This is a genomic window from uncultured Ilumatobacter sp. (genome assembly GCF_963980585.1).
Classification (GTDB): domain Bacteria; phylum Actinomycetota; class Acidimicrobiia; order Acidimicrobiales; family Ilumatobacteraceae; genus Ilumatobacter_A.
Genome location: NZ_CAXCAM010000039.1, coordinates 1 through 25,135, shown reverse-complemented (window position 1 = coordinate 25,135; position 25,135 = coordinate 1). Strand labels below are relative to the sequence as shown.

The 25,135-nt window shown below is 63.3% G+C and carries 23 protein-coding genes and 1 pseudogene; 10 read left to right on the top strand and 14 right to left on the bottom strand.

The window, feature by feature from the left end; genetic code table 11:
- The 3 genes from ACH2DW_RS11975 to ACH2DW_RS11965 all read left to right on the top strand — a co-directional run.
- Positions 1-706 (top strand): alkylhydroperoxidase-related (seleno)protein (locus ACH2DW_RS11975; RefSeq protein ID WP_394929982.1); only part of this gene is annotated, 706 nt, incomplete at its 5' end.
- 35 nt (positions 707-741) lie between these two features.
- Positions 742-1,143 (top strand): PaaI family thioesterase, encoded by a 402-nt coding sequence (locus ACH2DW_RS11970; protein WP_394929981.1) that lies wholly within the window; start codon positions 742-744, stop codon positions 1,141-1,143.
- Between the two features lie 81 nt (positions 1,144-1,224).
- Entirely contained in the window at positions 1,225-2,550 is a 1,326-nt protein-coding gene (locus tag ACH2DW_RS11965; RefSeq protein ID WP_394929980.1) for an SEC-C metal-binding domain-containing protein, read from the top strand.
- Here the strand turns inward: ACH2DW_RS11965 and ACH2DW_RS11960 are convergent.
- From ACH2DW_RS11960 to ACH2DW_RS11940, 5 genes and pseudogenes are all read right to left on the bottom strand, one after another.
- Positions 2,538-2,762 (bottom strand): annotated as a pseudogene (locus ACH2DW_RS11960) (Rdx family protein); the annotation flags it as partial. The gene ACH2DW_RS11965 and the pseudogene ACH2DW_RS11960 overlap by 13 nt on opposite strands.
- A 57-nt stretch (positions 2,763-2,819) precedes the next feature.
- Entirely contained in the window at positions 2,820-4,583 is a 1,764-nt protein-coding gene (locus ACH2DW_RS11955) for a hypothetical protein (RefSeq protein WP_394929979.1), read from the bottom strand.
- Positions 4,584-4,741: 158 nt separating this feature from the next.
- Entirely contained in the window at positions 4,742-5,059 is a 318-nt protein-coding gene (locus ACH2DW_RS11950; protein ID WP_394929978.1) for a hypothetical protein, read from the bottom strand.
- 13 nt (positions 5,060-5,072) lie between these two features.
- Positions 5,073-5,276 carry a cold-shock protein gene (locus tag ACH2DW_RS11945; protein ID WP_394929977.1) on the bottom strand — a complete coding sequence of 68 codons (204 nt, stop codon included), beginning with the start codon at positions 5,274-5,276 and terminating at the stop codon, positions 5,073-5,075.
- Between the two features lie 13 nt (positions 5,277-5,289).
- Positions 5,290-5,928: a hypothetical protein gene (locus tag ACH2DW_RS11940; protein ID WP_394929976.1), complete on the bottom strand. Its 639-nt coding sequence runs from the start codon at positions 5,926-5,928 to the stop codon at positions 5,290-5,292.
- Between the two features lie 87 nt (positions 5,929-6,015).
- Here ACH2DW_RS11940 and ACH2DW_RS11935 point away from each other — a divergent pair, with 87 nt between their 5' ends.
- Both ACH2DW_RS11935 and ACH2DW_RS11930 read left to right on the top strand, forming a co-directional pair.
- A complete protein-coding gene (locus ACH2DW_RS11935; RefSeq protein WP_394929975.1) occupies positions 6,016-6,597 on the top strand; it encodes a CGNR zinc finger domain-containing protein in 582 nt (193 codons plus the stop codon).
- Between the two features lie 190 nt (positions 6,598-6,787).
- Complete coding sequence (locus tag ACH2DW_RS11930; protein ID WP_394929983.1) at positions 6,788-7,381, top strand: disulfide bond formation protein DsbA; 594 nt, start codon at positions 6,788-6,790, stop codon at positions 7,379-7,381.
- Between the two features lie 22 nt (positions 7,382-7,403).
- Here ACH2DW_RS11930 and ACH2DW_RS11925 read toward each other — a convergent pair whose 3' ends face one another.
- Positions 7,404-7,850, bottom strand: a complete 447-nt coding sequence (locus tag ACH2DW_RS11925) for a DUF1801 domain-containing protein (protein WP_394929974.1) — start codon at positions 7,848-7,850, stop codon at positions 7,404-7,406.
- 159 nt (positions 7,851-8,009) lie between these two features.
- On the opposite strand from ACH2DW_RS11925, the gene ACH2DW_RS11920 reads away from it, so the two are divergent.
- Positions 8,010-8,366 (top strand): VOC family protein, encoded by a 357-nt coding sequence (locus tag ACH2DW_RS11920; protein WP_394929973.1) that lies wholly within the window; start codon positions 8,010-8,012, stop codon positions 8,364-8,366.
- Positions 8,367-8,458: 92 nt separating this feature from the next.
- Positions 8,459-9,793: an acyl-CoA dehydrogenase family protein gene (locus ACH2DW_RS11915; RefSeq protein ID WP_394929972.1), complete on the top strand. Its 1,335-nt coding sequence runs from the start codon at positions 8,459-8,461 to the stop codon at positions 9,791-9,793.
- Positions 9,794-9,907: 114 nt separating this feature from the next.
- Here the strand turns inward: ACH2DW_RS11915 and ACH2DW_RS11910 are convergent, their stop codons facing one another.
- Together ACH2DW_RS11910 and ACH2DW_RS11905 are read right to left on the bottom strand one after the other, a co-directional pair.
- Complete coding sequence (locus ACH2DW_RS11910; RefSeq protein WP_394929971.1) at positions 9,908-11,074, bottom strand: thiolase family protein; 1,167 nt, start codon at positions 11,072-11,074, stop codon at positions 9,908-9,910.
- A gap of 55 nt (positions 11,075-11,129) precedes the next feature.
- Entirely contained in the window at positions 11,130-11,594 is a 465-nt protein-coding gene (locus tag ACH2DW_RS11905) for a MarR family winged helix-turn-helix transcriptional regulator (RefSeq protein WP_394929970.1), read from the bottom strand.
- A 123-nt stretch (positions 11,595-11,717) separates the two neighbouring features.
- Here ACH2DW_RS11905 and ACH2DW_RS11900 point away from each other — a divergent pair, with 123 nt between their 5' ends.
- Together ACH2DW_RS11900 and ACH2DW_RS11895 are read left to right on the top strand one after the other, a co-directional pair.
- Positions 11,718-12,920 (top strand): acyl-CoA dehydrogenase family protein, encoded by a 1,203-nt coding sequence (locus ACH2DW_RS11900; protein ID WP_394929969.1) that lies wholly within the window; start codon positions 11,718-11,720, stop codon positions 12,918-12,920.
- A gap of 52 nt (positions 12,921-12,972) precedes the next feature.
- Positions 12,973-14,190 carry an acyl-CoA dehydrogenase family protein gene (locus tag ACH2DW_RS11895; protein WP_394929968.1) on the top strand — a complete coding sequence of 406 codons (1,218 nt, stop codon included), beginning with the start codon at positions 12,973-12,975 and terminating at the stop codon, positions 14,188-14,190.
- Between the two features lie 144 nt (positions 14,191-14,334).
- On the opposite strand, the gene ACH2DW_RS11890 is transcribed toward ACH2DW_RS11895, so the two are convergent.
- From ACH2DW_RS11890 to ACH2DW_RS11865, 6 genes are all read right to left on the bottom strand, one after another.
- Positions 14,335-15,519 carry a glutathione S-transferase C-terminal domain-containing protein gene (locus ACH2DW_RS11890; protein WP_394929967.1) on the bottom strand — a complete coding sequence of 395 codons (1,185 nt, stop codon included), beginning with the start codon at positions 15,517-15,519 and terminating at the stop codon, positions 14,335-14,337.
- Between the two features lie 108 nt (positions 15,520-15,627).
- Positions 15,628-16,527 (bottom strand): SDR family NAD(P)-dependent oxidoreductase, encoded by a 900-nt coding sequence (locus ACH2DW_RS11885; RefSeq protein ID WP_394929966.1) that lies wholly within the window; start codon positions 16,525-16,527, stop codon positions 15,628-15,630.
- Between the two features lie 132 nt (positions 16,528-16,659).
- The gene (locus ACH2DW_RS11880; protein WP_394929965.1) at positions 16,660-18,213 is read right to left on the bottom strand and encodes a long-chain fatty acid--CoA ligase; all 1,554 of its coding nucleotides are present in this window, start codon (positions 18,211-18,213) and stop codon (positions 16,660-16,662) included.
- Positions 18,214-18,251: 38 nt separating this feature from the next.
- Positions 18,252-20,744, bottom strand: a complete 2,493-nt coding sequence (locus ACH2DW_RS11875; RefSeq protein ID WP_394929964.1) for an AMP-binding protein — start codon at positions 20,742-20,744, stop codon at positions 18,252-18,254.
- Positions 20,745-20,794: 50 nt separating this feature from the next.
- Positions 20,795-23,239: a beta-propeller domain-containing protein gene (locus ACH2DW_RS11870; protein ID WP_394929963.1), complete on the bottom strand. Its 2,445-nt coding sequence runs from the start codon at positions 23,237-23,239 to the stop codon at positions 20,795-20,797.
- A 73-nt stretch (positions 23,240-23,312) separates the two neighbouring features.
- Positions 23,313-24,131 carry a PAS domain-containing protein gene (locus ACH2DW_RS11865; RefSeq protein ID WP_394929962.1) on the bottom strand — a complete coding sequence of 273 codons (819 nt, stop codon included), beginning with the start codon at positions 24,129-24,131 and terminating at the stop codon, positions 23,313-23,315.
- A 127-nt stretch (positions 24,132-24,258) separates the two neighbouring features.
- On the opposite strand from ACH2DW_RS11865, the gene ACH2DW_RS11860 reads away from it, so the two are divergent.
- The gene (locus ACH2DW_RS11860) at positions 24,259-25,104 is read left to right on the top strand and encodes a crotonase/enoyl-CoA hydratase family protein (protein ID WP_394929961.1); all 846 of its coding nucleotides are present in this window, start codon (positions 24,259-24,261) and stop codon (positions 25,102-25,104) included.
- Positions 25,105-25,135 lie beyond the last annotated feature (31 nt).

Here is a 25,135-nt window from a genome sequence, read left to right as displayed (position 1 = left end):
ACTGCCGCTCCCAACACCCGCCGCTGGCGAGCCAACGCAGGTACGTCCTGACGACGTCGGCGATATCGGCGCCTGGGTCAGCCAGACAGTCGGGCCGACCACGGCCAACGTCAGCCGGACACTCAGCCTCGTGCCGGTGACCAATCAGGCGTGGCGGCAACTCGTTGACACGCACTACTCACACGGCGCCGAGTTCATGAACATGCAGTGGGACTTCCCGCTCTCCCGGCCGCAGGCCGAGCTGGTGGCGACACGATCGACTGCGCTCAACGAGTGCTTCTATTGAACGACCTCGCACACCACGCTGCTCCGTGTGAGTGGCGAAGCGAACGGACTGCACATCGACCTCGAAGGAGCGCTCGATGCCGACCACATCGGTGACGTCGGCGTCCCCGCCAGTGCAGAGCTGCTGGCGTTCACGAACGCTGTCGAGCTGGGCCGCGGCGACATCGACCAGACACGCGCCGCGCTCGCCGCAGCGATCGGGGCCGAGGCAACAACCGAAGCGGCAGCGATCATCGCGATCTTCAACGGACTGGTGCGCGTCGCCGACGGCACCGGCATCCAGCTCGACGACGGTGTTTTCACCGCATCGATCACTGAGCGCGAATCCCTCGACATCAACCGCTTCGCCGGCGCGGCGAACTCAGCCGACCTCCAGCCGGCACCAAGCATGCCGACCGCAGTGCACCAACTCTTCGGCTGACAACTCGTCACCCGCGGTCAGTAAGTTCGCGCACCATGAGCGACGAGGCGGACAGCACCAGCGCACCAAGTTTTCCGCTGCAGGAATACCTCGGCATGGAGCTGTCCAGTACCGAAATGGGCGCCGGAACCGCAACGCTGCACCTCGACGATCAGCACGCCAACCCGAACGGTGTGGCTCACGGCGCCGTGCTCTTCGCACTGGTCGACACAGCGATGGGCAAGGCGACAATGAGCGTGATCGACGACAATCTGTACTGCGCGAGCGTCGAGCTGTCACTTCGTTTTATCCGGCCAGCATCGGAGGGTGAGCTGATTGCCGAGGCCACGGTCGTGAAACGCGGTCGCAGCATCGTGCACCTCGAAGCGCGAGTGCACGACGGCGATGACCGGCTCGTCGCCACCAGTTCGGGCACCTTTGCCATCCTCGGCGGCTGATGCCAACACCGGCGTCGCAGCGAAAGCGGCTCCATCGGCGACTCGAGTGCGAGTCGGGCAGCTCCACGGCAGGCTGCAGTCATGACCGATGACGCCTCGCCCGAGATCGACACCGAATCCGACGCGCCATCGACCGACGATCTCGATGACGTGATCGAATCGGACGCGGCAGAACGACTCGCGATGCGATTCGGTTTCGATGATGAGCAGACGCAACTCTTCATGCTGCTCACCGGAGCTGCCTCGCTCTTCGCTCAGGACGGCGACCCAGCCCTCGGCGACGACGCGACCGAGCGGAGCCAGGCGCTGGCACTGTTCACCCAAGCGCTCAACGACCCGCCGATCGCGCTTGCCGCATGGGACGCCTGGTCCGAGGAAGGCCTCACTGGTGACGTATTGCAGCCGTTCGTCGATGAAATCATGGGCTCACTCGAAGGTGGCCAGCCCGGCGTCAGTTGGCTCTTGTCACGCCAGGCGGCGCTTCGACTCGACAACGACGAGTCCACCCGCCTGCTGGAGTCGGTGCGCGACAGTGGTCACGCCGCGGTGCTGATCGACCTCGCTGCGCTGCAAGCCGACGGGAGTAACCCGATCGAGGCCCGCGACCTCCTGGAAGCCGCGGGCGTGAACACCGAGATCGACCTCGACGCTGCATACGATCCGATCACCAGCGAGCAGGGCCTCGGTGTCGAACTGGCCGAAGAGATCGCTCCGTTCGCTGCGCTGCGACCTCAGCGGATCGCCGGCCGTAACGACACCTGTCCGTGCGGCTCAGGCAAGAAGTACAAACACTGCCATCTCGGCAAGGAACTGCACTCGCTGAACGATCGGGCGGCGTGGCTGTACCTCAAGATGATGCGGTTCATGCAACTCACCAACCCGTACCTGCCTGACGCGGTCGTGGCTGAGATGACGAGCAGCTTGGAGACACCGGACCTGGCCAACATGCTCGAGTCGTCCTACATCCCGACCGACATTGCCCTGCACGAAGGCGACGTGGCCAGCCGTTTCCTCATGGCGAAGAGCGCTGTGCTCCCCGCCGACGAGGTCGAACTCACGGAACGATGGATCGAGGCGCCGCGCAGCGTGTTCCGCGTCAAGAAGTCGACACACGCTGAGCTGGAACTCATCGAATTGCGCAGTCGCGACCGCGTCACCATCGTCGGCACCGTGCCCGAGCAACCGCTTGAGGTCGGCACGCTGATCTGCGGGCGACCGCTGCCAGTCGGCCAGACTCATCGGTCCTACGGGGGTTTCCTCCCCGTCGACGAGACAATGATCGACGGCGTCCTCGAAGCGTGTGCCAGCCGCAATCTTGCCACGGTGGCCATTTCACTCTCACAGATCTTTGACGCCGCCGAGATGGCCGACGCGCTGCTCGCGGAAGATCCTCTTCAGGTGCCGTAGCGAAGCGTCCCCGCCGGGAGCCTCGCTTCGAGTGCAGCCATCACTTCGCCCACGTTGGCCTGGCGGCCAGTCTCGTGCTTCGAGTAAATCGTGTCGCGCTGTCCATCGCGCTCGACGACCACGTCGAACACACCGCCGCCACCAGGGATGAGTGTGATCTCGCTCACCTTGTGCTGGTAAGCGGCCATGACTTCATCGGTCACGCGCACGGCGTGAGGCCAATAGTTTCAAGCCAGGCAATACGTGATGCTGATCTTCATGGCGTGCTCCTACCAGTATTCCTCGTAGTGGATGTTGCCGGGCGCGTTGCGACGGTCGGTAGTGAAGCCCTGTTTCACGAGCAGCTCGACCACGCCGGTGGTCTCAGGGAACACTTGCTCGCCGTCGACTTCTTGAGGGAGTCCGATCATTGCCGGGTTGCCGCACAGGAAGATGTGGCTGGTGTCCGGCGACAGCGTGACGCCAAGCTTCTCGGAGAAGTCGTTATCGCGCAGTAGGTCTTGCAGATATCGCTTCGGAATACCTTCCTCACGAGTCGGCATCGGCATGTAGTGATAGTTCGGGTAGCGCTGCTCAAGCTCGCGGTGCTTGTCGGAGTACCCGAGATCAGCGTTCTGGCGCACCGTGACTGCGGAAATAATCGGACCGGTATGACCCTTGCGCAACAGGTCGATGACCATGCCGTTGTGCGGCGCCTCGCCGGTACCGGTGGAGAAGAACACAATCTCGGCTTTCGGGTCCTGCACCGCGTTGAGCGTGTAGCGGCCAGCAACCTTCGGGCCGAGATAGATGCGATCGCCGGTCTGCTTCAACGCAAGGCGCGGCGTGAGCGCCGGCGTGTTGTCTGACGTTGGTGGAACGAGAACGATGTAGAACTCGAGTTCGTCGAGGCCGTTCTCATCGGTCAGGTAGCCGTAGTCATCGAAGATCCGCGACGAGATCGAATACGAGCGGCGGATCAGCTTGTCCCACCGCTTCTCTGCCTCAGGGTCATCAGCGTCGTCGATCCGCTCTTCCCAGTACCCCAATCCGAGCGATGCGTACTGGCCGGGCAGGTACGAGGTATCGCCGTTGTCCGGCTTGACGCGCAACACCCAGAGGTCGGAGTGCGTCGGCTCGAAGTAGGTGATCGTGGCGTTGTAGTGCTCGTCGCGCAACTCCTCGATGGCCCCCACGTGACGCGCACGCCGTTCGATCGACGAAGGCGTCGGAGGCGGGTCGATCTCGGGGAAGCACGCCTCGGCGAGCGCCACGCCGACCTGCCACCCGGGCGCCGTGTTCACAGGTACATCGGGACCTGGATCGCCGATGAACCACACCTTGCCGGAGTCGATCGCGGCTGCGGTGGCACCAACATCGTCCGGTGTCAGCGCGGCGCGCGGGGAGGCGAACACGATGTGGTCGAACTGCAGATCGGGGGTTCGCCGGTCGCCGAACTCGGCCATCGGGAACTCACCCTCCAACGTGATGTGCTGCAGGGTTGACCGATACAGCAACGTCGCCTGGCGATCGCGTTCGAGCTTGCGCAGGACGCTGGCGCCGGCGGGCGAGAGCAACGTCGGGTCCATACCACTGGCGGCAAGCACCATCCGGTTGCCGCCATCGGCGTACTGCGCGGTCAACTCCACTGCATGGTCGGAAAGGCCGACGACCAGGATGTCCTGATCGGTGCCGGCGTTGAAGCGGTCGATGTGGATGCGATCGGTTTCGGGCAACGGGATCGGCGGCTTCCAGCCCGCGCTGTCGCGCCGGTCAGCTACCAGCACGGCACGCGTGCGGTAGCTCAGTCGGTTGGTGTCGACCACCAGGTGGTCACCCACGACGTCAACTGAGGTGACGACTTCACCGAAGCCCACATCAAGCTGATTCGGGCCGATCAGATCGGGCAGCGCGACGCGGCCCGCGGACTCGAGGATGCGAATGCGGTCAAGCCCAGAGCGCAGCGATGAGATCGCCACGGAGAGCCCGCCTGCCGAACCCCCGATGATCACCAGGTCGTAGAGCGTCGGATCATCGTGCGCAAGAGCAGTCATGTGCAGAACAACCTACGCAACCTCCAGGTCATTCCGAAAGCCAACCAGCGACCTTGGCCATGCACCGGCAACTGAGTCGCACTCCATGCCAGGTCCGAAAACGACGACGACCCCCGCGCCGAAGCACGGGGGTCGTCGCAGAATTCAGACGATAAGTATCAGTCGGCCGACTCGGCCGCTTCGTCTACAGCTTCTTCATCACCTTCTCTGGGTTCGGGTGCGTCACCCAGACCCATGGCGTGAAAAATCTCTGCCTTGCGGTAATCGAAGTCGTCCTGGCTGACCTCACCCTCGGCGAAACTCTCGTTCAGGACGCGAAACTCTTCGAGCAACGCGTCCTCATCGGGAGCATCGGAACCGTCGTCTTCCTTCTTCGCAGCGGTCTTTCCGTGGCGGATGGCCTGCTTTTCAGCCTTCCGCTCTTTCTTCCGGAGTTCGCGTTGTCGCTTCTGGTATGACTGTGGGCTAGAGGCCAATCAGATCGCCTCCTCAGACGACTTTGACGTCGACGGCCTCGGGGCCTTTGCGACCTGGCGCGATGTCGAACTCGACGGTGTCACCATCGTTGAGCGATCGGCGGCCAGTGCCGGAGATGTTGGAGTAGTGCACGAAGACGTCGTCGCCATCGTCACGTGAGATGAAGCCGAAGCCCTTCTCGTCATTAAAAAACTTGACCGTACCTGTGGTTGCCATTGCGGCTCCTTATTCAATTCCGGGCCACCTTGACCCGTGTTGCCCCGACCACCCTAATGAGGTCCGACACTGAACCCACCGCGGCCAGGCGCAACAGGATGGCCGCTGACATCGCGATGCCGGTTGCTCCACCGGCGAGCAACGCCATGTCGGTAATCATCGCGCCATACGCCAGCCAGAGCAGCCCTTCGACGAACGACAGCATCCAGGTCGTCGGTGCCACCCCGTCAAGTTGCCGCGTTCGGTAGGCGGCGAACACCGCCGGTGCAAGCTGGATGCCATACGACAAGCCGATGGCCAACCCGGCCATGTCCCACCCGCCAATCAGGAACGCGGGGAGCGGCGCCATACCGAGGCCAAGCAGCCCGACCGCCATGCCGCCCAGCGCTGAGCGTCCGACAGAGCGAAGATAGACCGTCGCCATGGCGAAATAGAGCGCCAGTGAAACCGTGGATACGGGCAGGATCGCCCAAAGCTCGGTGGCCACCGCATAGGCGGTCCACCACGCGTTGATCGCCATGCTGACGCCAATCCACACGGCCGAGACGCCGTCGACCTTGCCGGTGCGGGCCAGACGCATCGCCTGTGGGAGGGCCATGCCTGAGCCCAAGACGCTGGCAGTGACGACGGTCAGAGTGAGGATGAGATTCATGGAACACCTCCCGGTGCGGATTGTCGACTGTAAGGAGCAAAGCACTCTATAGTCCTTACGCCTGGGAAACCCAGTAACTTTGTCACCGTGTACGTGACATCGGGCAACGACACCGAGCAACTCCTGACTCTCGAGGCGATGGTGCGAGCTGCCAACGCGTTCACTGACGCCGCCACAGGTAATGGCGACGCGGTCGACATGCGGCAGGTGCTCGACGACGCAGGGTTTCCTCGTGCGGTCATCGCTCCCGAGGCAGCCATTCGACGCGCCGCCGAACGATTCACTGACCTGCTCCCTCGCGTCCAGTCTCTGCCAGACGTTGATGTCGGCACCGCCACGCTGTGGATCAACGCGGAACTGACCGAATTGGAGATCTCACCGTCACTGACCGACCACGGCGAAGCGGCATTGCACATCCATTGGACGCCCGCGTCGGCCACGTTTGATGATCAGGTGCTCGCCGATTTTCTGATGGCTCTGACAAACGAACTCTGCGACAACGGCACCACACGCTTTGGTCGTTGCGCCGCGGACGACTGCGAACGACTCTTCTACGATTCGTCACGTAACGGCTCTCGGCGGTTTTGCTCCGACCCGCGCTGTGCGAGCCGAACCCACACCGCCGACCACCGCAAGCGCAAGAAGACCACAAGAAAGCACTCGGCCTGATCCGCACGCTCGAACGCAACCGCCCAGTGCGGGGCCACGCTCACCGACGCCCCACGGCCAACCGAGTTGCTCTGCCTCTCACTCTCTCGGTCGGATATCGGTATCGCTCGTTACGCGAGCAAGGGAGTGACGGCATGCTGGCCGCGTGCAACTCGACTTCTGGATCGACCCCATTTGACCGTTCTGTTGGCTGACGGCCCGTTGGGTCGTCGACGATGTATCGCCCGAACGTGATCTCGATGTCAACTGGCGTCCGATCAGCCTGCTGTTCAAAAACGATCCGCCGGAAGGATCCGACTACTACGGCCCGGCCAAGTTCACCCACGACCTCATGCGCGTGATGGAGTCGGTACGTGCCGCCGCGGACACACCCGAGGCTGGCAACGCCGACGTCTTCAAGCTCTACTGGGAGGCGGGCAGCCGGATTCACCACGCCCGCAATCGCGACTTCACCGCGACTCAACTCCTTGAGTCAGTAGGACTCGACACGTCGCATGCATCGGCATTCGACGACGCGAGCTGGGACGATGCGATCAGGACCGGGATGAACGCCGGCCTGGCCCTGGTCGGCAACGACGTGGGCACGCCAATCATCGCGATCGACCGACCCGACGGCGAGCGAGCCGGCTACTTCGGCCCAGTCATCAGCAAGGTTCCGCCAAAGGACCAAGGCCTCGCCATGTGGGACGGCCTCGTCGCGATGATGGAAGTCGACAGCTTCTTCGAACTCAAGCGCACCCGTTCCGGCCGCCTCGACTTCGGCGACCGCCCCGCCACCGCCTGAAGACCACACCACCGCCCAGAGGTCAGCGCTGTCGGCGGGCTTCGTACAACTCGATGTAGTCGTCAACGCTCACCGCGCCGATCGCGGCTGCAATCGCGTCGGGCACCAGCTGGTCGAGCCGCTTGAAGCGCAAGCAACTCTTGCCCATATCGAGCTTCATGTCCGCCTCGGCGTACGCGGTCCGCAGCTCCTGCTCGACCGACCCGGACGCATACATACCGTGCAGATACAGGGAGTAGTGGTGCTTCTGCGCGGCCAGCGCGGCGAACATCAGCGGCTGCCCGTTGTAAGTCTCGGGATAGCGCTCAAGCGGGATCTCGTAGGCAATCAGCCCAAAGTTCATCGACTCCTCGACGCCGTCGGGCAGCGCATCGAGGACCAGCTGACGCACCTCAGCAACGACGGCGGCGCGCTCCGGTGGCAGCTCGGCGAGATATCCATCGACACTCGTTGCTGCACTGGTCGCCATCTCTCGATCGTAGACAACGGCCCTCGCCTCACTCATCTCCACCCTCTCCCGATCCCTCTCGATTCCTCCCGATCCCCCATCCGTCTCCCTCCATCCCTCCCCCCTCCATCCCTCCCTCACCGGGTCGACGGATCCGGATGGCTGACGTAACGTCTGGCCATGTTCGACGCCGGAGTCCACCATGTTTCGCTCAACGTGACCGATGCTGCCGTCGCCACGCGGTTCTATGTCGACGTGCTGGGGATGGCGCAGCGCGATGACCGGCCTAACTTCTCCTTCGACGGCGCGTGGTTGCAGTCCGGCGATCAGCAGATTCATCTCCTTGAAGTTTCCGACTTCGTTCCGCCCCAAGGTCAGCACTTCGCGTTGCGCGTCGCCGACCTCAAAGCCGCCCGGGCACACCTCGAGGCACATGGCGTGACGGTCAGCGAGCCCAAGGAGCTGCCGGACATCTGTGTGCAGAGTTTCTTCAAGGATCCGACCGGCAACCTGATCGAACTCAACCAGCCGCTCTGAGGCCGCTCGGCCGAGAGCCGATGCTCCAGTCCGATTGGCGCGTCGCGTTCTGCCTAGGTTCGCATCGACCGATCAGAGAGTAGGAGCCGACCATGGCCTGGGATTTCGAGACCGAACCAGAATTCGAAGCAAAGCTCGCGTGGATGCGCGAGTTCGTGAAGGAGGAGATCTTCCCCCTCGAAACCCTCGCGCCGGAGTTCCGCAGCCCTGAAGGTCGCGCCGCGTTCGCCAAGGTCACCGAGCCGCTGAAGCAGCAGGTGAAGGACCAAGGCCTGTGGGCCGCACACCTCCCGCCCGAACTCGGCGGCGGTGGATTCGGCCAGGTCAAGCTCGGCCTCATGCACGAGATCCTGGGCCAGTCGGTACTCGCTCCTCGCATCTTTGGCAACAATGCTCCGGACTCGGGCAATGCCGAACTGCTGTCGCTCGGTGGCACCGAGGAACAGAAGACGAAGTGGATGCAACCGCTCCTCGATCAAGAGATCAGTTCGTGTTTCTCGATGACCGAGCCGGGGGCTGGTGCCGACCCAACTTTGCTCACGACGCAGGCGATGCGCGACGGTGACGAGTGGGTGATCAACGGCCACAAATGGTTCTCATCGAACGCCTCGGTCGCCGACATCTTGATCGTGATGGTCAAGACCAACCTCGACGAAGACGCGTCGCCGTATCAAGCCTTCTCGATGATCGTCGTCCCAACCGACACGCCCGGCGTCAATATCGTGCGCGACGTCCCGACGATGGGTGAGCCCGACCACCGGACTGGTGAGCCGGGCGGTCACGCCGAGATCCTGTACGAGGACGTGCGTGTCCCGTTCGGCAACGTCGTTGGCGGCGAGGCTGGCATCGGACAGGGTTTCGCGTTGGCCCAGAAGCGGCTCGGTCCCGGCCGCATCCATCACGCAATGCGCTGGCTCGGCCAGTCGCAACGTGCCTTCGACCTGCTCTGCGAGCGGGCGCTCACCCGCTACACAAAGGGCTCGATTCTCGCCGACAAGCAGATGGTTCAGGACTGGATCGCCCAGTCATACGCGGACCGCGAGGCGGCGCGACTGCTCACGCTGCAGGCGGCGTGGAAGATGGACAAGCTGCACGAAGCCGGCGGCACCTACAGCGATGCGCGTCTCGAGATCGCCGTCATCAAGTTCTGGGGTGCCAAGGTGCTCCACGACGTGATTGATCGGGCGATCCAGATTCACGGCTCGCTCGGCTACACGACCGACCTCCCGCTCGAAGCCATGTACCGAGCCGCCCGTGCGGCGCGCATCTACGACGGCCCCGACGAGGTCCACAAGGTCACGGTCGCCCGCCAGGTGCTCAAGCGCTACCGGCCGGCAGATCCGAGCATCGACCACGTCCCCACCCGACGGGCCGACGCGATGAAGCGCTACGGAGACGTGTTGGAGGAACTCGCGATCAACTCCTAGCCAAGGTCGAAAACGCAGAGAGCCTGGCCCTTCCGCAAAACGCGGAAAGGCCAGGCTCTTCAGAATCAGATCTCACCACCAGGTGGCGCTGAGATCAGACCATTTCCATCAACCTCAGTCGAGGCGTTCGATGATGGTGGCGTTGGCCATGCCGCCGCCTTCGCACATGACCTGGAGGCCGTACTTGCCGCCGGTGCGCTCGAGCTCGTTGAGCAGCGTCGCCATCAGCTTGGTGCCGGATGCGCCGAGCGGGTGACCGAGGGCGATGGCTCCGCCGTTGACATTGACCTTGCTCATGTCGGCGCCGGTCTCCTTCTGCCACGCGAGGACGACCGAGGCGAATGCTTCGTTGACTTCGAACAGGTCGATGTCGTCAATGCTGAGGCCGGTCTTTTCGAGGATCTTCTTGGTCGCCGGAATCGGGCCCTTGAGCATGGTGACTGGGTCGGTTCCAGCGAGTGCGAAGCTGTGGAACTTGGCGCGGGGCTTCATGCCGAGCTCCTCGGCCTTGTCCTTGCTCATGATGAGTACGGCGGAGGCACCGTCGGAGATCTGCGAGGAGTTGCCGGCGGTGATCTTGCCGTCTTCCTTGAAGGCTGGCTTCAGCTTGGCGAGGCCCTCGGCGGTCGAGCCCTCGCGAATGCCCTCGTCGTTCTTCACCACGACCTGTTCGCCGTCGAGATCGATCGTGACCGGCACGATTTCGTTCTCAAAGCGGCCTTCGTCGCGAGCGATGGCGGCGCGCTGCTGGCTCTGTGCGCCGAAGGCGTCGAGGTCTTCGCGGGTGATGCCGTATTCGTCGGCGATCATGTCGGCACCGATGCCCTGCGGCGGGAGGCCGGTGTCGGCGTAACGGTCCTGTTGGTCTTGGCTGAACGGGAAGCCCATGCCCTGGACGATTGAGGCGCCCATCGGGGTGCGCGTCATGACTTCGACGCCAGCCGCGACGACGACGTCGTAGGCACCGGCGATGACGCCCTGCGCTGCGAAGTGCATCGACTGCTGCGACGAGCCGCACTGACGGTCGACGGTGGTCGACGGCACTTCTTCGGGCCAGCCGGCGGACAGCACGGCGTTGCGGCCGATGTTGAGCGACTGCTCACCGACCTGCATGACGCAGCCCATGATGACGTCGTCAACCATGGCCGGGTCGAGGCCGTTGCGCTCTTCGAGGGCCTTGAGCACGTGTGCTGCGAGGTCAACGGGGTGCTGATCCTTCAGTTGGCCGTTGCGCTTGCCTCCGGGTGTGCGGATGGCATCGACGATGACTGCTTCAATCATGTGGTCTTCTTCTTTCTGTGTCGAGGACCACTTGGTGCCAGGCACCAAGTGGTCCTCATGTGTTGATTGCGGATTGGAGATTGACTTGGAGCCGGGTGAGGACCCAGCTGAGGGCTTGGCGTTCTTCGCGGCCAATGCCGTGACGGAGTTCGCCGCGGAGTACTTCGTCGACGCTGGCAATGTCTGCTGCAAGCGCCCGGCCGGAGTCGGTGACGTCAACACGCCAGACACGCCGATCGTCAGGATCTGGGTGGCGCTCGATGAGACCGCGTCGTTCGAGACCATCGACGACGGTGCCCATCGCGGCGCGACCGGTGCCCATCCGGTCAGCGAGTCGGGTTTGGGTGGTGGCACCGAACTCTGCGACGTAGGCCAGGAGGCTGGCCTGCGTGAGATTGAGGTCGAGTGGCTTGAGCCGGGCGTCGAATGCCTCGCGGATCAAGCGCGCCGTCGACATCAGCGTCGACTCGACCCGCAACCAGGGAGGTGCGTCGAGTTCGTTGTTGGTCAGGCTGCTCATTGGATCTGCGTGACAGGACGACTTGGTGCCTGGCACCAAGTCGTCTTCCGTCTGGACACATACTGTACGACGTCATACAATCAGACGCAAACGAATCCCTCGATCGCCGAAAGAGCGTGCGCCATGGCCGAATTGACCGAACAACAAGCAGCCGACTTCCGCAAGAAGTGCGACGACTTCCTCGAGACCTACGCCTACAAGCAGGGCCAGGGCGTCCCGAGCTACGACGATCAGAAGGCTTTCCTCGCCGCAGCCGCCGGCGCCGGCCTCGCCGGCGTCGCGTACGACGCGGCCTACGGAGGCGGCGGCCTCAGCCAAGCCCACGACAAGATCTGGCGCGAGGCGCAGGGCAACTACACGATGATGAGCGGCGCGTTCATCATCAGCCATGGCATGTGTGTGCCGATGGTCAGTGAGTACGGCAGCGAAGAGATCAAGAAGCGGTACCTGCCCGACGCCATCTCGGGCAAGACCCTGTTCTGCCAGATGTTCTCCGAGCCGGGCGCCGGCTCCGACGTCGCATCGCTCCAATCGCGGGCCGTCAAAGACGGTGACGAGTGGATCCTCAACGGCCAGAAGGTGTGGACCACCACGGCCCAGATCGCCGACTACGGCGTGGTGATCTGTCGCACCGACCCCGACCAGCCGAAGCACGCCGGCATCTCGATGTTCATCGTCGACATGAAGGCACCGGGCATGGAGATTCGCCCGATCCACCAGATCGACGGCGGCAGCGAGTTCAACGAAGTCTTCATGACCGACGTGCGGGTGCCCGCCGATCACCTGCTCGGTGAGTACAACAACGGCTGGCGGATGGCCACCGCGATGTTGATGTACGAGCGCGTTGCCATCGGCACCGCCGGCTCGGGCAAAATCAACCAGCCGACGTACAAACTGCTCCTCAAGGCAGCGCAGGAGAACGGCAAGGTCAACGACCCGGTTGTCCGCCAGCAATTGATGACGATCTACTCGATGGAGACCACCAAGGCACTGGTCGCGCAGCGCACCAAGGCCGAGCAGAAAGCGGGCAAGACCCCCGGCCCCGGCGGCTCGCTTGGCAAGCTCTTCGGGTCGAACATCGCCTGGTACATGCGCGAGTGCGCCCTCGAAATCGCCGGACCGCAAACCGTGGCGTGGGAGCCCGATGCGGAGAACGGTTCCGAGCGTCAGCGAATCTTCCTCAACTCGTTCCAGTCATCGATCGCAGGTGGCACCGACGAAATCCAACGCAACATCATCGGTGACCGCGTCCTCGGCCTGCCACGTGAACCCGGCGTCGACAAGGGCGTCCCCTTCAACGAGCTGAAGGTCGGCACGCAAGCCTGACGCCTCGCGCTCCCACTCGTTTGAGTCGGACCGCAATTCGTACGGTGACAAGATGACGAACACCGCGACTGACGCTGGATTGACCGACGCGGAAGCGACCGCGTTTCGACAGCGGTGCGTCGACTTCTTCGAATCTCGACCGACGCAACAGGCTGCTCCCACCTTTGAAGAGTCTCAAGCCTTCCACCGTGCGGCAGCGGAGGCAGGCGTCGGCGTCGGCATCGCTGTCCCGACTGAGTACGGCGGAGCCGGGCTGACACTTGCGCACGACAAGATCTGGCGCCAGGTCAAAGAGGACTACCCGGTCATGGAGACCGACTTCGTGATCAGCCACGGTATGTGCCTGCCGATGGTGAGCGATCACGGCACCCACGAGCAAAAGCTCGCCTTCCTCCCCGAGCTCATCTCCGGCGAGAAGCTGTGGTGCCAGATGTTCTCCGAACCCGGTGCCGGATCCGACGTCGCGAGCCTGCAGACCAAGGCCGAAGTCGACGGTGACGAGTGGATCGTCAACGGCCAGAAGGTCTGGACCACGCTCGCCCACCGGAGCCAGTACGGGCTGCTCGTCGCCCGCAACGATCCCGACCAGGTCAAGCACGCCGGGCTCTCAATGTTCATCGTCGAGATGCAAGCACCGGGCGTCGAGACGCGACCGATCCACCAGATCAATGGTGAGTCTCACTTCAACGAAGTGTTCTTCACCGACCTCCGTGTTCCGAAGAACCACCTCCTCGGCGAGTTGAACACGGGCTGGAAGCTCGCCACTGCGATGCTGATGTACGAGCGAGTTGCCATCGGTGCCGGCGGGGGTGGCGGCATCAACACACCGATGTACGACCTGCTCCTCAGACACGCCGCCGCATCCGGCGCAGTCGACAATGCGGTCGTTCGCGATCAGTTGATGCAGGTGTATTCGATGGAGACCACCAAAGCGCTCATCGCGATGCGGACCCGCGCCGAAATGAAGGCAGGCAATACACCGGGGCCAGGCGGTTCACTCGGCAAGCTCTACGGCTCGGTCATTGCCTGGAAGGTCCGGGCCATCGCACAGGAGATGGCCGGAGTCGGTTCCATTGCCTGGGAATCCAATGACCCACGCGGCGGAAACCTGCAAAGTGTGATGCTGCGCACCTTTGCGTCGGGTATCGCCGGTGGCACCGACGAGATCCAGCGCAACATCATTGGTGACCGCGTGCTCGGTCTGCCGCGCGAGCCGGCCGTCGACAAGGGCGTCCCGTTCAATGAATTAAAGGTCGGCACCCAAGCCTGACCGGCGCGGATCTTGGTCGATTGACGACCAGTCAGACCGAGGAGAACGAATCGGCCCCGATCGCGCCGGTGCATGACCCCATGGTTGTTGCCCCATACGCTGCCTGGACTGGGTGACCGGGGCGGTCACGTCCTTCAGCGGCGATCAGACGAGTGGACCCCACACTTCGAGGTGGTGGGAACGCTCGATTCGCCGAATGGTGCGCAGGTCGAGGATCTGTTCGACACCACCCGCACGGAACGCCCCACGGGCCCGTTGTTGCTGCGTCGCGTCCGTCGCCGCGAGGTCGTCGTGGAGCCGTTGCATCAACCAGAACCGATACGGCAGAACGCCCGTCGTGATCTGCATACCGCGCCAATCGAACGTGGCGTTCCCACCTCCGTCGCGGCCGCCGGTGAGGCCGCGATTGGCCGGATTGTCCAGACCGTTCGTTCCTGCCTCGATCTCGGGGTGCTCAGCCAACCAGTCGTTGGCGACAGCCACATGTGCCACGATCTCGGGCAGGTACTCCTCGGCGACGAATCGCATCATCGCCAACAACGTCTCGGGGAGGCGGGAGTCATCAACCAGTTCCGGATCAACCGTGCCTCCGTACTCGTGCAGATACGGCTCGTTCGATGTCATCCGCTCAACCCAACGCCCGACTCGTGGTGCCCGCTGCTTGATGAGCATCGTCGGCGCGGGATCACGGAACAGGTGCGCCCACATTGCAGCGATCAACCCGTAGTCGCCGAGCGTGGGGCGCCCGCCAAGCAGGTAGGGATGCTCGACAAGGTGTGCCGAGAAGAGATCGAGCCACTCCTCGAAGGCGGTTTCGATCAGCGGCTGCGACGCCGCCGACACCCCGAATGCCACTGCGGCCTTGCGCATCCGGCCACTGCTCTTGCGGAACATATCCTGGGCTTGTTCCTCTGTCAGCGACTGAGGCATATTGAGCGCGAACTCCGACATGATGAAATCGAGGTTCTGTTCGTCGAAATTCCACCGGTAATGCATCGCCGGTCGGAGCAGCCCCTCGCCGCCGAAAATCTCGAACAGGTGCGAGATCGCGAGCAGTGTCGGGGACTCGGGCCGGACCGACGAGCGGCGAAGTGGACTGCCATCACCGAGGTCGAAGTGGTCAATGATGTCGGCGCCATCCTGGATGATGGTGCCGTCCGGAGTCTCGAGGCACGGGATGATCCAGCGGCCAACGGTCGGCACGATGTGGTTGAGATACCGATCACTGCCTGGCGACATCTCGACGAAGTCGATGCCCTGGGTCCGCAGATAGGACCGGGTCTTGCCGGTGTAGAGCGAGACCGGGGCGCCGTACAAGATGTAGGTCATCGGTCAACTCTGGCACGCGTGACAACCTTCGCCGCTGTCGACACGACCGCGCTCTGCGACCGGCTCACACGACGAAGGTTCTGAGAGTCAGACCCAAAGGTGATGGATCTATTCAGGTGGGAGCATGGCGGCCATGATTTCGGCCATCATCTCCGAGCGCGGTGGCATGCCCGGAAACTCTTCCGGTGGCTCGGGGTTCAGGCCCTCGCCGACGGTGTGGAACCGCTCCATCGCAATGTCCAAGAAGTCGGCATGCGGGAACACCCAAAACCTGTCGTTGCCGACAGCGTCGACCACAAGGTCGGCAACAGCCGCGGGCGGCATGCCCTCATCAATGGCCCGCTGCACGTAACTCCGGGAGATTTGAGCGCCTGCGTCGCGCTCGGGTAGCGCACCGAGCTCGGCTGGCCAGTTGCGTTCGGATTCAGCAATGCCGGTCTTCACCCAACCAGGGCACAGACAGCTCACTCCGACAGGCACCTCTGCCGCCTGGAGGGAGGTGTACAACCCCTCGGTCATCGCAACAACGGCGTGCTTGCTGGCATCGTACGGCGGCGAGAAACCGGGGTACAGGCCCGCGATCGACGCGGTGTTGACGATGTGACCACCACCCGACATGACGATGTGCGGGAGGAAGGCGCGAATGCCGTAGATGACGCCCCACATGTTGACGCCGATCACCCACTCCCATGTTTCGATCGGACCAACCCACGGGTCGCCTGCACCGCCAACGCCTGCGTTGTTGCACACGATGTGCACGGCACCGAAGCGCTCCATGGTTGCCGCAGCCAACGCATCGACCTGCTCGACCTTGCTGACGTCGGTGACGACGGTCAGCGTCTCGACGCCGTGTGCGCCAACTTCGGTGGCCGCTGCGGCCAATGCATCTTCCTGTACGTCGGCCAAAACGACCGAGCAACCGGCGGCGGCGAAAGCGTTGGCGAGCGCAAGTCCGATGCCACTTCCTGCTCCGGTGACGACGGCAACTTTGCCTGGTCCGAGTTCCATGGCTGTCCCTCCTGGGGCCGACCCAGGGTGGGTCTCGGCCCCGGAGCGAACGTAACAGGCCCCAGAGAGGCGCTCGTCAAACGGGTCCAGCCGCGCCGGCTCAAGTCCTTGTGTGGCGCATGTAACTCACCGTCACTGGTCGCGCAGTTCGCGCTTGAGAATCTTGCCGGTCGCATTGCGAGGGAGTTCGTCGACAAAGCGGACCGAGTGGGGAACTTTGAACGTGGCCAGCCGTTCACGACAGAAATTGACAATCGTCGTCTCATCGATCTCTACACCGTCGGTCTTGACGACAACGGCTTGACCAACCTCGCCCCACTTGTCGTCGGGAAGGCCGATCACCGCCACGTCTGCGATGCCTTCGAGGTCGAACAACGTCGACTCGACTTCTGAGGGATAGACGTTCTCGCCGCCGGAGATGTACATGTCCTTCCAGCGGTCCACAATCGACACGTAACCGTCTGCATCCGCCTGTGCAGCGTCGCCGGTGTGCAACCAGCCGTCAGTGATCGCCTCGGCCGTGGCCTCGGGGTTGTTCCAGTAGCCCGGCGTGATGTTCGGGCCCTTGCACCAGAGTTCGCCGATCTCGCCGACGCCCACATCGACGCCATCCTCGCCAACGATCCGGATGGCCGTGTTCATTGCGGGCAGGCCCGCGCTTCCCGCTTTCTCGACGGCCATCTCCTTGCTGATCGACAGCACAAGTGGGCTGGTCTCGGTCATCCCGAACGCTTGGATCAGCGGGCAGCCCACCGATTCCCACATCTTCAGCAGCGGCAGTGCGGCTGGTGCGCCGCCGATGGCCGTCGACACCAAGCGCGAGAAGTCAGTCGATGCAAAGTCAGGGTGCTGGCCCATGAACAAGTAGTTCGCGGGAACACCGAGGAAGTGCGTGATGCCTCGCTCGGGGTCGCTGATCAATTCGAGGGCTCTGCCCGGGTCGAAGGTGCGCATCACCATGGTGGAACCTCCGAAGTACGCCGCAGGGTTCGTGTAGCAGTTCAGCCCACCGGTGTGGAAGAGCGGCAGGAAACAGAAGTTGACCATCGACCGGGACAGGTCGTGGAGTTCGGCCAGGTTGACCGAGTTCCAGAACGACATGCCATGCGTGATGATCGCGCCCTTCGGTCGGCCAGTTGTGCCCGAGGTATACATGATCGTCAGGGGATCGTCGTGGGTCAGTTCGGGCATCACCGGCAGAGTGGTCGAGTCCGCAGCGGCAAGCCCGTCGTCGTAGTTCGCGCTGCGGTCGGGGTGCGCGCCATCGCCACGGAAGATGACCAGGTGCGGAGTGTTGGTGCGCTCCACAAGCTCGGCTGCCATGTCACCGAGTTCCGGATCCGCGACGAGCACGGTGGGGCTGGCATCACTCACGATGTAATCAAGCTCGTGAATCGTGAGGCGCCAGTTGAGCGGGACGAACACCGCGCCAAGCCGGGCACAGGCGAACTGCACCTCGATGAACTCGACTCGATTCTGCGAGTACATCGCCACACGATCGCCTCGCCCGACACCGAAGTCGTCGCGCAACATTGCTGCTGCGCGGCCGACTCGCTCGTGCGCCTCGCGCCACGTGGACGCGACGCCCGGCGATCCACTGAGCGGGTCGATGTCGGCCCAAGCCGCTCGGTTTGGGCTGACCATCGCGTGGTGAGCAACCCAGTCATACGCCGGTGTCGATGTCATACCCAGCATGTTGTCAGGCGCTACGAGGGTCCTTCGACTCAGACCGGTCGACGAAGAATGCGTCGACCGACAGCGTGCACCACAGCAGTCCGCAGGACGCGCCGTCCGGTCGCCCACACCGCAACTCCGGTTGCCAACGTGAGGAGAAACGCTGCCTCGCGGACGAAGACGTTCGTGTAGATCGGCCAGATCTGCCAGTGGATCAGGAATGTCACCATCGACGCAGCGGCAACAACACCGAACACGGGTGCCGCCAGTCGTGGCACTCGCACGGCTGGCAGCCACAACAGCGCTCCGACCAACACGGTGACCATGAGCGCCTGCTGCCACCGATCGAAGTAGAGCGGTGTCGCGCCCATGAGCACCCCAGTGACCAGCAGTCGCTGACGGTTTGTGACCGCAACGTGGCCGGCCCACCCGAGCAGCACGAACCACACCGTGGTGTGCGGTCGGAAGATATTGTTGTACGAGGCACCGAATTCCACCAGCTGCAGCCCGACCGCGGTCGCCCCGAGCAACGCGACGAATGCGAACGCGAACGGCTGCCGACGTTCGAGGCGGCGGACGGGGCCGATCGAAAACAGCAGTGTGAGGACCAGGAGAACCTGGACAAATGCTTCGAAGTACCAGTACTCCCAGCGGCCGTCGCGTCGCCACGCCGAGCCGAAGTAGTTGTTCACGAGGAACAGTGACCCGGCGCTGTATCCGCCGACGAGCAGCATCTGCAGGCCGATCCACATCGACGTGGGAAGAGCAACACGTCCAACAGTGGCGAGCCCTCGGCGAACTGCGCCCGACGCTCCGGCCCCGGCGAGTTGGAACCGGGCGAAGTTGTAGCCGGCGACCGCGAGGAGCGCGTGCGCACCGCCGGCAAGGCGAGCGACACGCATGTGCGTCGCCACGATGATGCAGATACCGATGGCGCGTACGACGACGCTGGTATCAATTCGGGTGGTGAACCGGCGCCGACGTTGGGGCACGTATGCATCGAGTTCGGCAACAGGGCACACGTGCCATCCGTCGGGAAGATCGCCGAGGACGCGTTCGAGCCGAATCGACGCCTCGACGTAGGACAGTGAGTCTCCCCCCAACGAGGCAAAGGTGCTGTGCGGGCGGACGATGTCGACACCAAGCACATCGCGGAATATCTCCGTCGGAGTCTCTGTCTGACACGGTTCGTCGTGCGGGGCCGGGGGCTCGTCGACAAGTTCCAGGATCGCTGCAGTATCAACCTTGCCGTTGGGGAGCCGCGGAATCTCTTCGACCTCGATGACGTGGACCGCCGACGCGGGTACGGGCAGCGCATCAAGTCGCTGCCGCACTGCGTCGGCATGACCGACAGCAACGATGACCACTCGATCGTCGGTGCCCGCTGTGGCAACATCGACGTCGGCACGACTGAGGTCTGCTTCGAGTGCTTCGAGGTCGATGCGGTGGCCGAGAATCTTCACGAATCGTGATCGCCGGCCGACAATTTCGTAGAGCCCGTTCGGCAGGCGGCGACCGATGTCGCCGGTGTGCAGCTGATCGATGTCCCGACCGCGCCGCAGATCCTCCACGCAGGTGGCGTAGCCCAGCATCACATTGGGACCGCTGTACACAATCTCCCCGACGGTGCCAATTGCCGCATCAGTTTCCAGTTCAACCGGGATATCGCTCGGAGACATCGGCGTCAGACGGAACGCTCCCCCGAGGATCGGCCGGCCAATCGAGCACGGATGACCGGCGACCAGTTGTGGCTCGAGCGTCGCCATGCGTGCAGTTGCTTCGGTCTGGCCGTACATCACAACGAAATCCCAGCCATGACGACGGCCGAGGCGGCTCAGCCGCTGGACTTTCGCAGGCGCCAGTCGACCGCCGGCCTGGGTGACGCGACGAAGCGACGGCGCCGAGAGTGGATCGCCGCTGACCCGGTCGATGAGATCGAAGCTGTGGGGCACACCCGACAGCGTGGTGACGCCCCAACGATCGACAAGGTTCCAGAAGCAGGTGTCGACCACTGACGTGTCGGTCACGACGACCGCGGCGCCAACGGCAAGGTGGGAGGTGACAATCGAGAGCCCGTAGCAATAGTGCAATGGCAGTGAGGTGATCGCGACATCGTCGAAGCGCAACCCGAGTGCGTCAGCGATCGCCACAGCGTTGGACTCAACATTGCCGACCGAGAGCCGCACCGCCTTGGCCGAGCCGGTTGATCCGGACGTGCTCATCAGGACCGCGAGGTCTGGGTGGAGATCACTGCTGGCGGCCTCGGCGAACGGGTCACGCTCTGCCGAGCTCCGAATCGAAGCGACGTGTCCACCGCTGAGGCAGGCCAAGTACGTGACAATGGTGTCGATCGAATTGGTCGCACGGAGCGTGACCAGTCGGCGATCTGGGCCGAGTTCGTCTCTGCGCTGCTCGACACGAGTGACCAGCTCGACGTAGGAGACAACCGCGTCGCCAGCAATGAGTGCGGCCCGATTCCCTCGCCGGCGCATTGCCTCAAGGTCCGAGAGACCCGCAAGTCGTTGACCCGGCAAGACCTCCACCTCAGCAACACTAACCGCGAATGTTTAGGTTGCCTAACATTGAATCCGGGTCAGGTCAGATCGATGGCTTCGGTCCGGTCAAGGGTGCCGAGGTCATTGGACTGCACTCGGCTCGTTGACAGCGTCCAAAGGCTGTTGTCGATGACCATCGTGCGCTGCACAGCAGTTTGGAAGCCATTCCAGTCCGGGTAGCAGATTTCGATGCGGTCGAGGCCAGTGGTGTCGATCGTGGGCTCGCCATCCCAGTAGTAGAAGTCGATTTCATCGAGCGGGATCGGGTTGCAGAACAGTCCCGCGGCGCCCCCCTGGTCGTCCGGTCCGCACCCCTGCACCTGGCCACCGCTCTCCTCGACCCAGAAGAACTCGTTGTTCTCGTCGGTGCCGATCTCGTCGGAAGTGAGCACCCGACAGTCGGTTTGCCCGATCGCGCCGACTTCTTCATCGGTGTGCTGGATCCGGCCCTGCTCGGTGATCGTGTTGTTCTCGACCTTGAGGACCACTGCGCCGGAGAATCGATCGTTGAACGACTGCAGCGGCAAGACCGCCGTGTTGGTCGGTGCCCACCAGAGGAACGCACGGTGATCGAACTCGGCATCGCTGAAGGAGTCGGGCATCGTCCACACATCAACCTCGAGCGGGTTCGCGGGATCGCTCACGTCGAACAGCGAGACCTTGGTCCCCGTCGTGCGCCCTTCGTCGGTGGCGTCCTGTCCGACTCCGAGCACGAGGGTGTCGCTGATCGGATGGAGGTACGACGAGTAGCCGGGAATCTTCAGCTCGCCTTCCACGGTCATGTTGCGTGGATCGCTGAGGTCGATGACGTAGAAGGGGTCGATCTGGCGGAACGTGACCACGTAGGCGGTCTCGCCGACGTATCGGACCGAGAAGATCCGTTCACCCTTGCCGAGTCCACCGACGGCGCCGATCTTGACCAGTTGGTCTCCCTCGGCTTCCATCGCCACAATCTGGCTCTCGGAGCCATCGCCTCTCCACGGCGCCCCGCTCGTTGTCGCCACGTAGAACACACCGTCGCGGTCGTTCATCGAGAATTGATTGAGGAGGTGGCCTTCGACCGAGCCGGATGCTTCGTAGCTGGCCGGGCCATCGCCGGCGATCGAGAAACGATGGATTGCGGTTTGATAGTTCTCGTCGAGCCATTCGTTGGTCTGCTCGTTGACGATCGGTTCCCAGATGTTGGTGGTGATGTACATCCGGTCCGCCGACGCGTACACCGTGTCGCCTGACGCTATGACCGAGCTCGTGCCGGTCGGTGCATCGAGACTGCTGGCCAGGTCGAGCGTGACGATCGACAGCATGTCGAACCCACCGAAGTCGGCGGGAGCGTGGATGTTTGCGCAATCGACGAGCTGACCTGACTGGGCGTCACCTGCTGCGTCGGTCACGGTGTAGCCGGGAATCCAGTCCTCTGCGGTCGACTCAAGGATCACCTGCCGATTGGCCTCTTCGGCTTTGTCTTCGGTGCCGGGACTCGACGGATAGAGAAATCCGAGATCCTGCGGCGGCGACGTGACGACGACTCGGGCGGTCTCGCCAATCGAGCGGGCACTGATGTACCGACCGTCGATCAGCATCGTGTTGGCGACCGTCAAGGCATCCGGATTCGAGAGATCGATCTCAATGATCAGGGTCTGCGGTCCAAAGTACGAGCCGGGCACAATGGGTCCGCCGATCGGCGCATCGGGCTCGACTGGTATTGCCTCCTCGACGGCCTCTTCGGATTCGGCGATCGCAACGTCGTCGCTGAAGACCGGTGTCGGACCGCCCCGCCCGAAGTCATTCCACACCTCGCTCGAAGCAAACACAACGGCACGGTCGTCCGTGATGAAGATCTCGTAGCCGTACGCGTATTGCGTCTCGGAACCCAGCACGATCGATCCGCGCTTGATTCCCGTGGTGCCGTCTTCGGAGACGTCGATGTAGTGGAGCGTCTCACCCGTGATCGCCAGGATGCGGTCGCCGTCCGTCTTGACGATGTCCGGCTCGTCGACACCTTCGACCTGAACGTTCGTGGTCGAGAAACCGCCGTCGTCGCCGGCTTCACCCTCAGCGTCGGCTTGGGCGTCGCTGCCGACCGGAGCGTCGGTGGCGCGGCCTTCGCTGGGTTCAGCTGCGGCAACGTCGACGCTCTCCTCGGTGGCGAACACCTCGGGGAAGCCGACGTAGCCGCCACCCTCGAAGCCGTAGGGGCCAACTCGCTGCACGCCTTCGGTGTGCACGTAGCCGAGGAATGCCGAACAGTTGTCGAACTGCTGCAGCGACGCCGGCGCGAAGCCGACCGGGCCGGTCGATGCATCATCGCCTGGATCCGGGACGGGGTTCGTCGTGTCGGGCGCAGTGATATCTGGTTCAGTCGTGAACGGTTCGGTCGAACCAGGATCAGAGCTGTCGGGTTCGCTGGTCGTCGAACCGGAACTGGTGCACGACGCCGCGAGCAATGCGAAGGCCGTCAGCGGGAGAGCAAGAGTGCGCTTCATAGGGATCAGACGTCCAGTATCGACGCTCGGTTCCCTGAGCGGTTCGATTTGTTCCTGCAAGCCTTCGTCAAGATCAGCCTGGTTCACCGAGTTCAAGCAGCCAGCGAGCGTGCTCGCCCAGCTCACCGATTGCAAGGTGGTCGACCAAGGCGCCGGCGTCCGGATGCGTGCTCACCCTGATCGAACCGATCGAACCGATCGCCGTCTCGACGACGTCGGGAACACAATTTTCGAGCACGTCCGCATCGATCTGGGTCGCCTCATGAGCATCACCCAGTCGAACCGTTGCCGATCCGATTTCGGCGACGAGCGGGCGGAGCGCACTCGCCAAGGCTTGGGCGACGGGGCCGAGCCGCTCGGCGCGATCGAGCCGTGAGGCCACCTTGCCGCGGTTCATCAGCGTGTCGAGTGCGGCGAGGCGCCGCCGCATTCGATCCTCGGTGGTGACGTCGTGCATCAGCGCAAAGAACCCCACAACGACTCCATCACGCGTCATTGGATCGATACTCCAGCGAAGTCGAAACGCCGTTCGATCAAATCGGTAGTTGATCGCCTGAGCCTGTACCGATTCGCCCGCCTCGATGTGGGATCGAAGTCGATCAAGAACGCGCCGGTTCGTGAGCGGACCCTGTCCCATCCGCGGCGACCTTCCGATCGCCTGGTTCGCGTCGCAGCGAAAGATCTCCGTGTATGCACTATTGACGAAGGAGATCGTGGGTCCTGGACGGTTGATCTGTGCATCAGTGACGCACACGGCTTGTCTCGATCGCTGCAAGGCCGCCAGGCCGATACGTTCCACACCGACCCCGATCTCCGATGACTCACCGGCGACCAGATTGACCGGCTCGACGAACGAGTCGCGCGGCACCTCATCGTCGAACGGCACGGCCATGATGACGATCGTAGACGGGGCGTCCAACCAGTCCATCAGCAATGAGTGCAGGCCGACAACCGCCGCGGCCGACTCAGGTCAGACGCACAATCTGCAGCTGCCGTCGACGCTCTGCCAAACTCAGCGCATGGGACATGAGTGCTTTGACATCGAGATCACCGACAAGGTTGGCCACATCAAGATGAACCGACCGGAGAAGGCGAACTCGATGATCGCCTCGTTCTGGAACGACCTCCCCGCCATCGTCGACGAGATGTCGGCGTCGGGCTCGGTGCGTGCCGTCGTCCTGTCCGCTGAGGGCAAGCATTTCTGCTCGGGCATGGACCTGTCGGTCTTCCAATCCGACCCAACGCTGTCCGACAGCAACGGCCCGAAGCACCCGAGCCGTCGAGGCGAACGATTCCGCTCGACTGCGATGAAGTTGCAGGACTCGTTCACTGCCCTGGAGCGGGCGCGAATGCCGGTGCTCTGTGCAATTCAGGGCGCCTGTGTGGGCGGCGCCATCGACATGGTCTCAGCTGCTGATCTTCGCTACGCGTCCCAGTCGGCCTACTTTTCCATCGCCGAAATCAACATCGGGATGACCGCCGATGTCGGCACGCTGCAACGCATGCCCCGGCTCGTCGCGGAAGGCATCGTGCGCGAGCTCGCCTACACCGGTCGCCGCTGGTCGGCCGATGAAGCGTTGGCCGCGGGATTCGTCAACCAGGTCTTCGCCGACCAGGAAGCGTTGCTGTCGGGAGTCCACGAGATCGCCGCCGAGATCGCCAGCAAGAGCCCGATGGCTGTCTGGGGTACCAAGAAGTCGATGCAGTACAGCCAGGAGCATTCGATTGCCGATGGCTTGGAATACATCGCCAACTGGAACGCCTCGATGTTCGACACCGATGACATGGCCGAAGCCTTCACGGCCCAGATGGAACAGCGCCCCGCCGACTTCCCCGACCTCTGGCCCGTCAGCCGCGGCCTCTAGCCCTCCGCCTGGTCTCCAGCCAACAGTCACA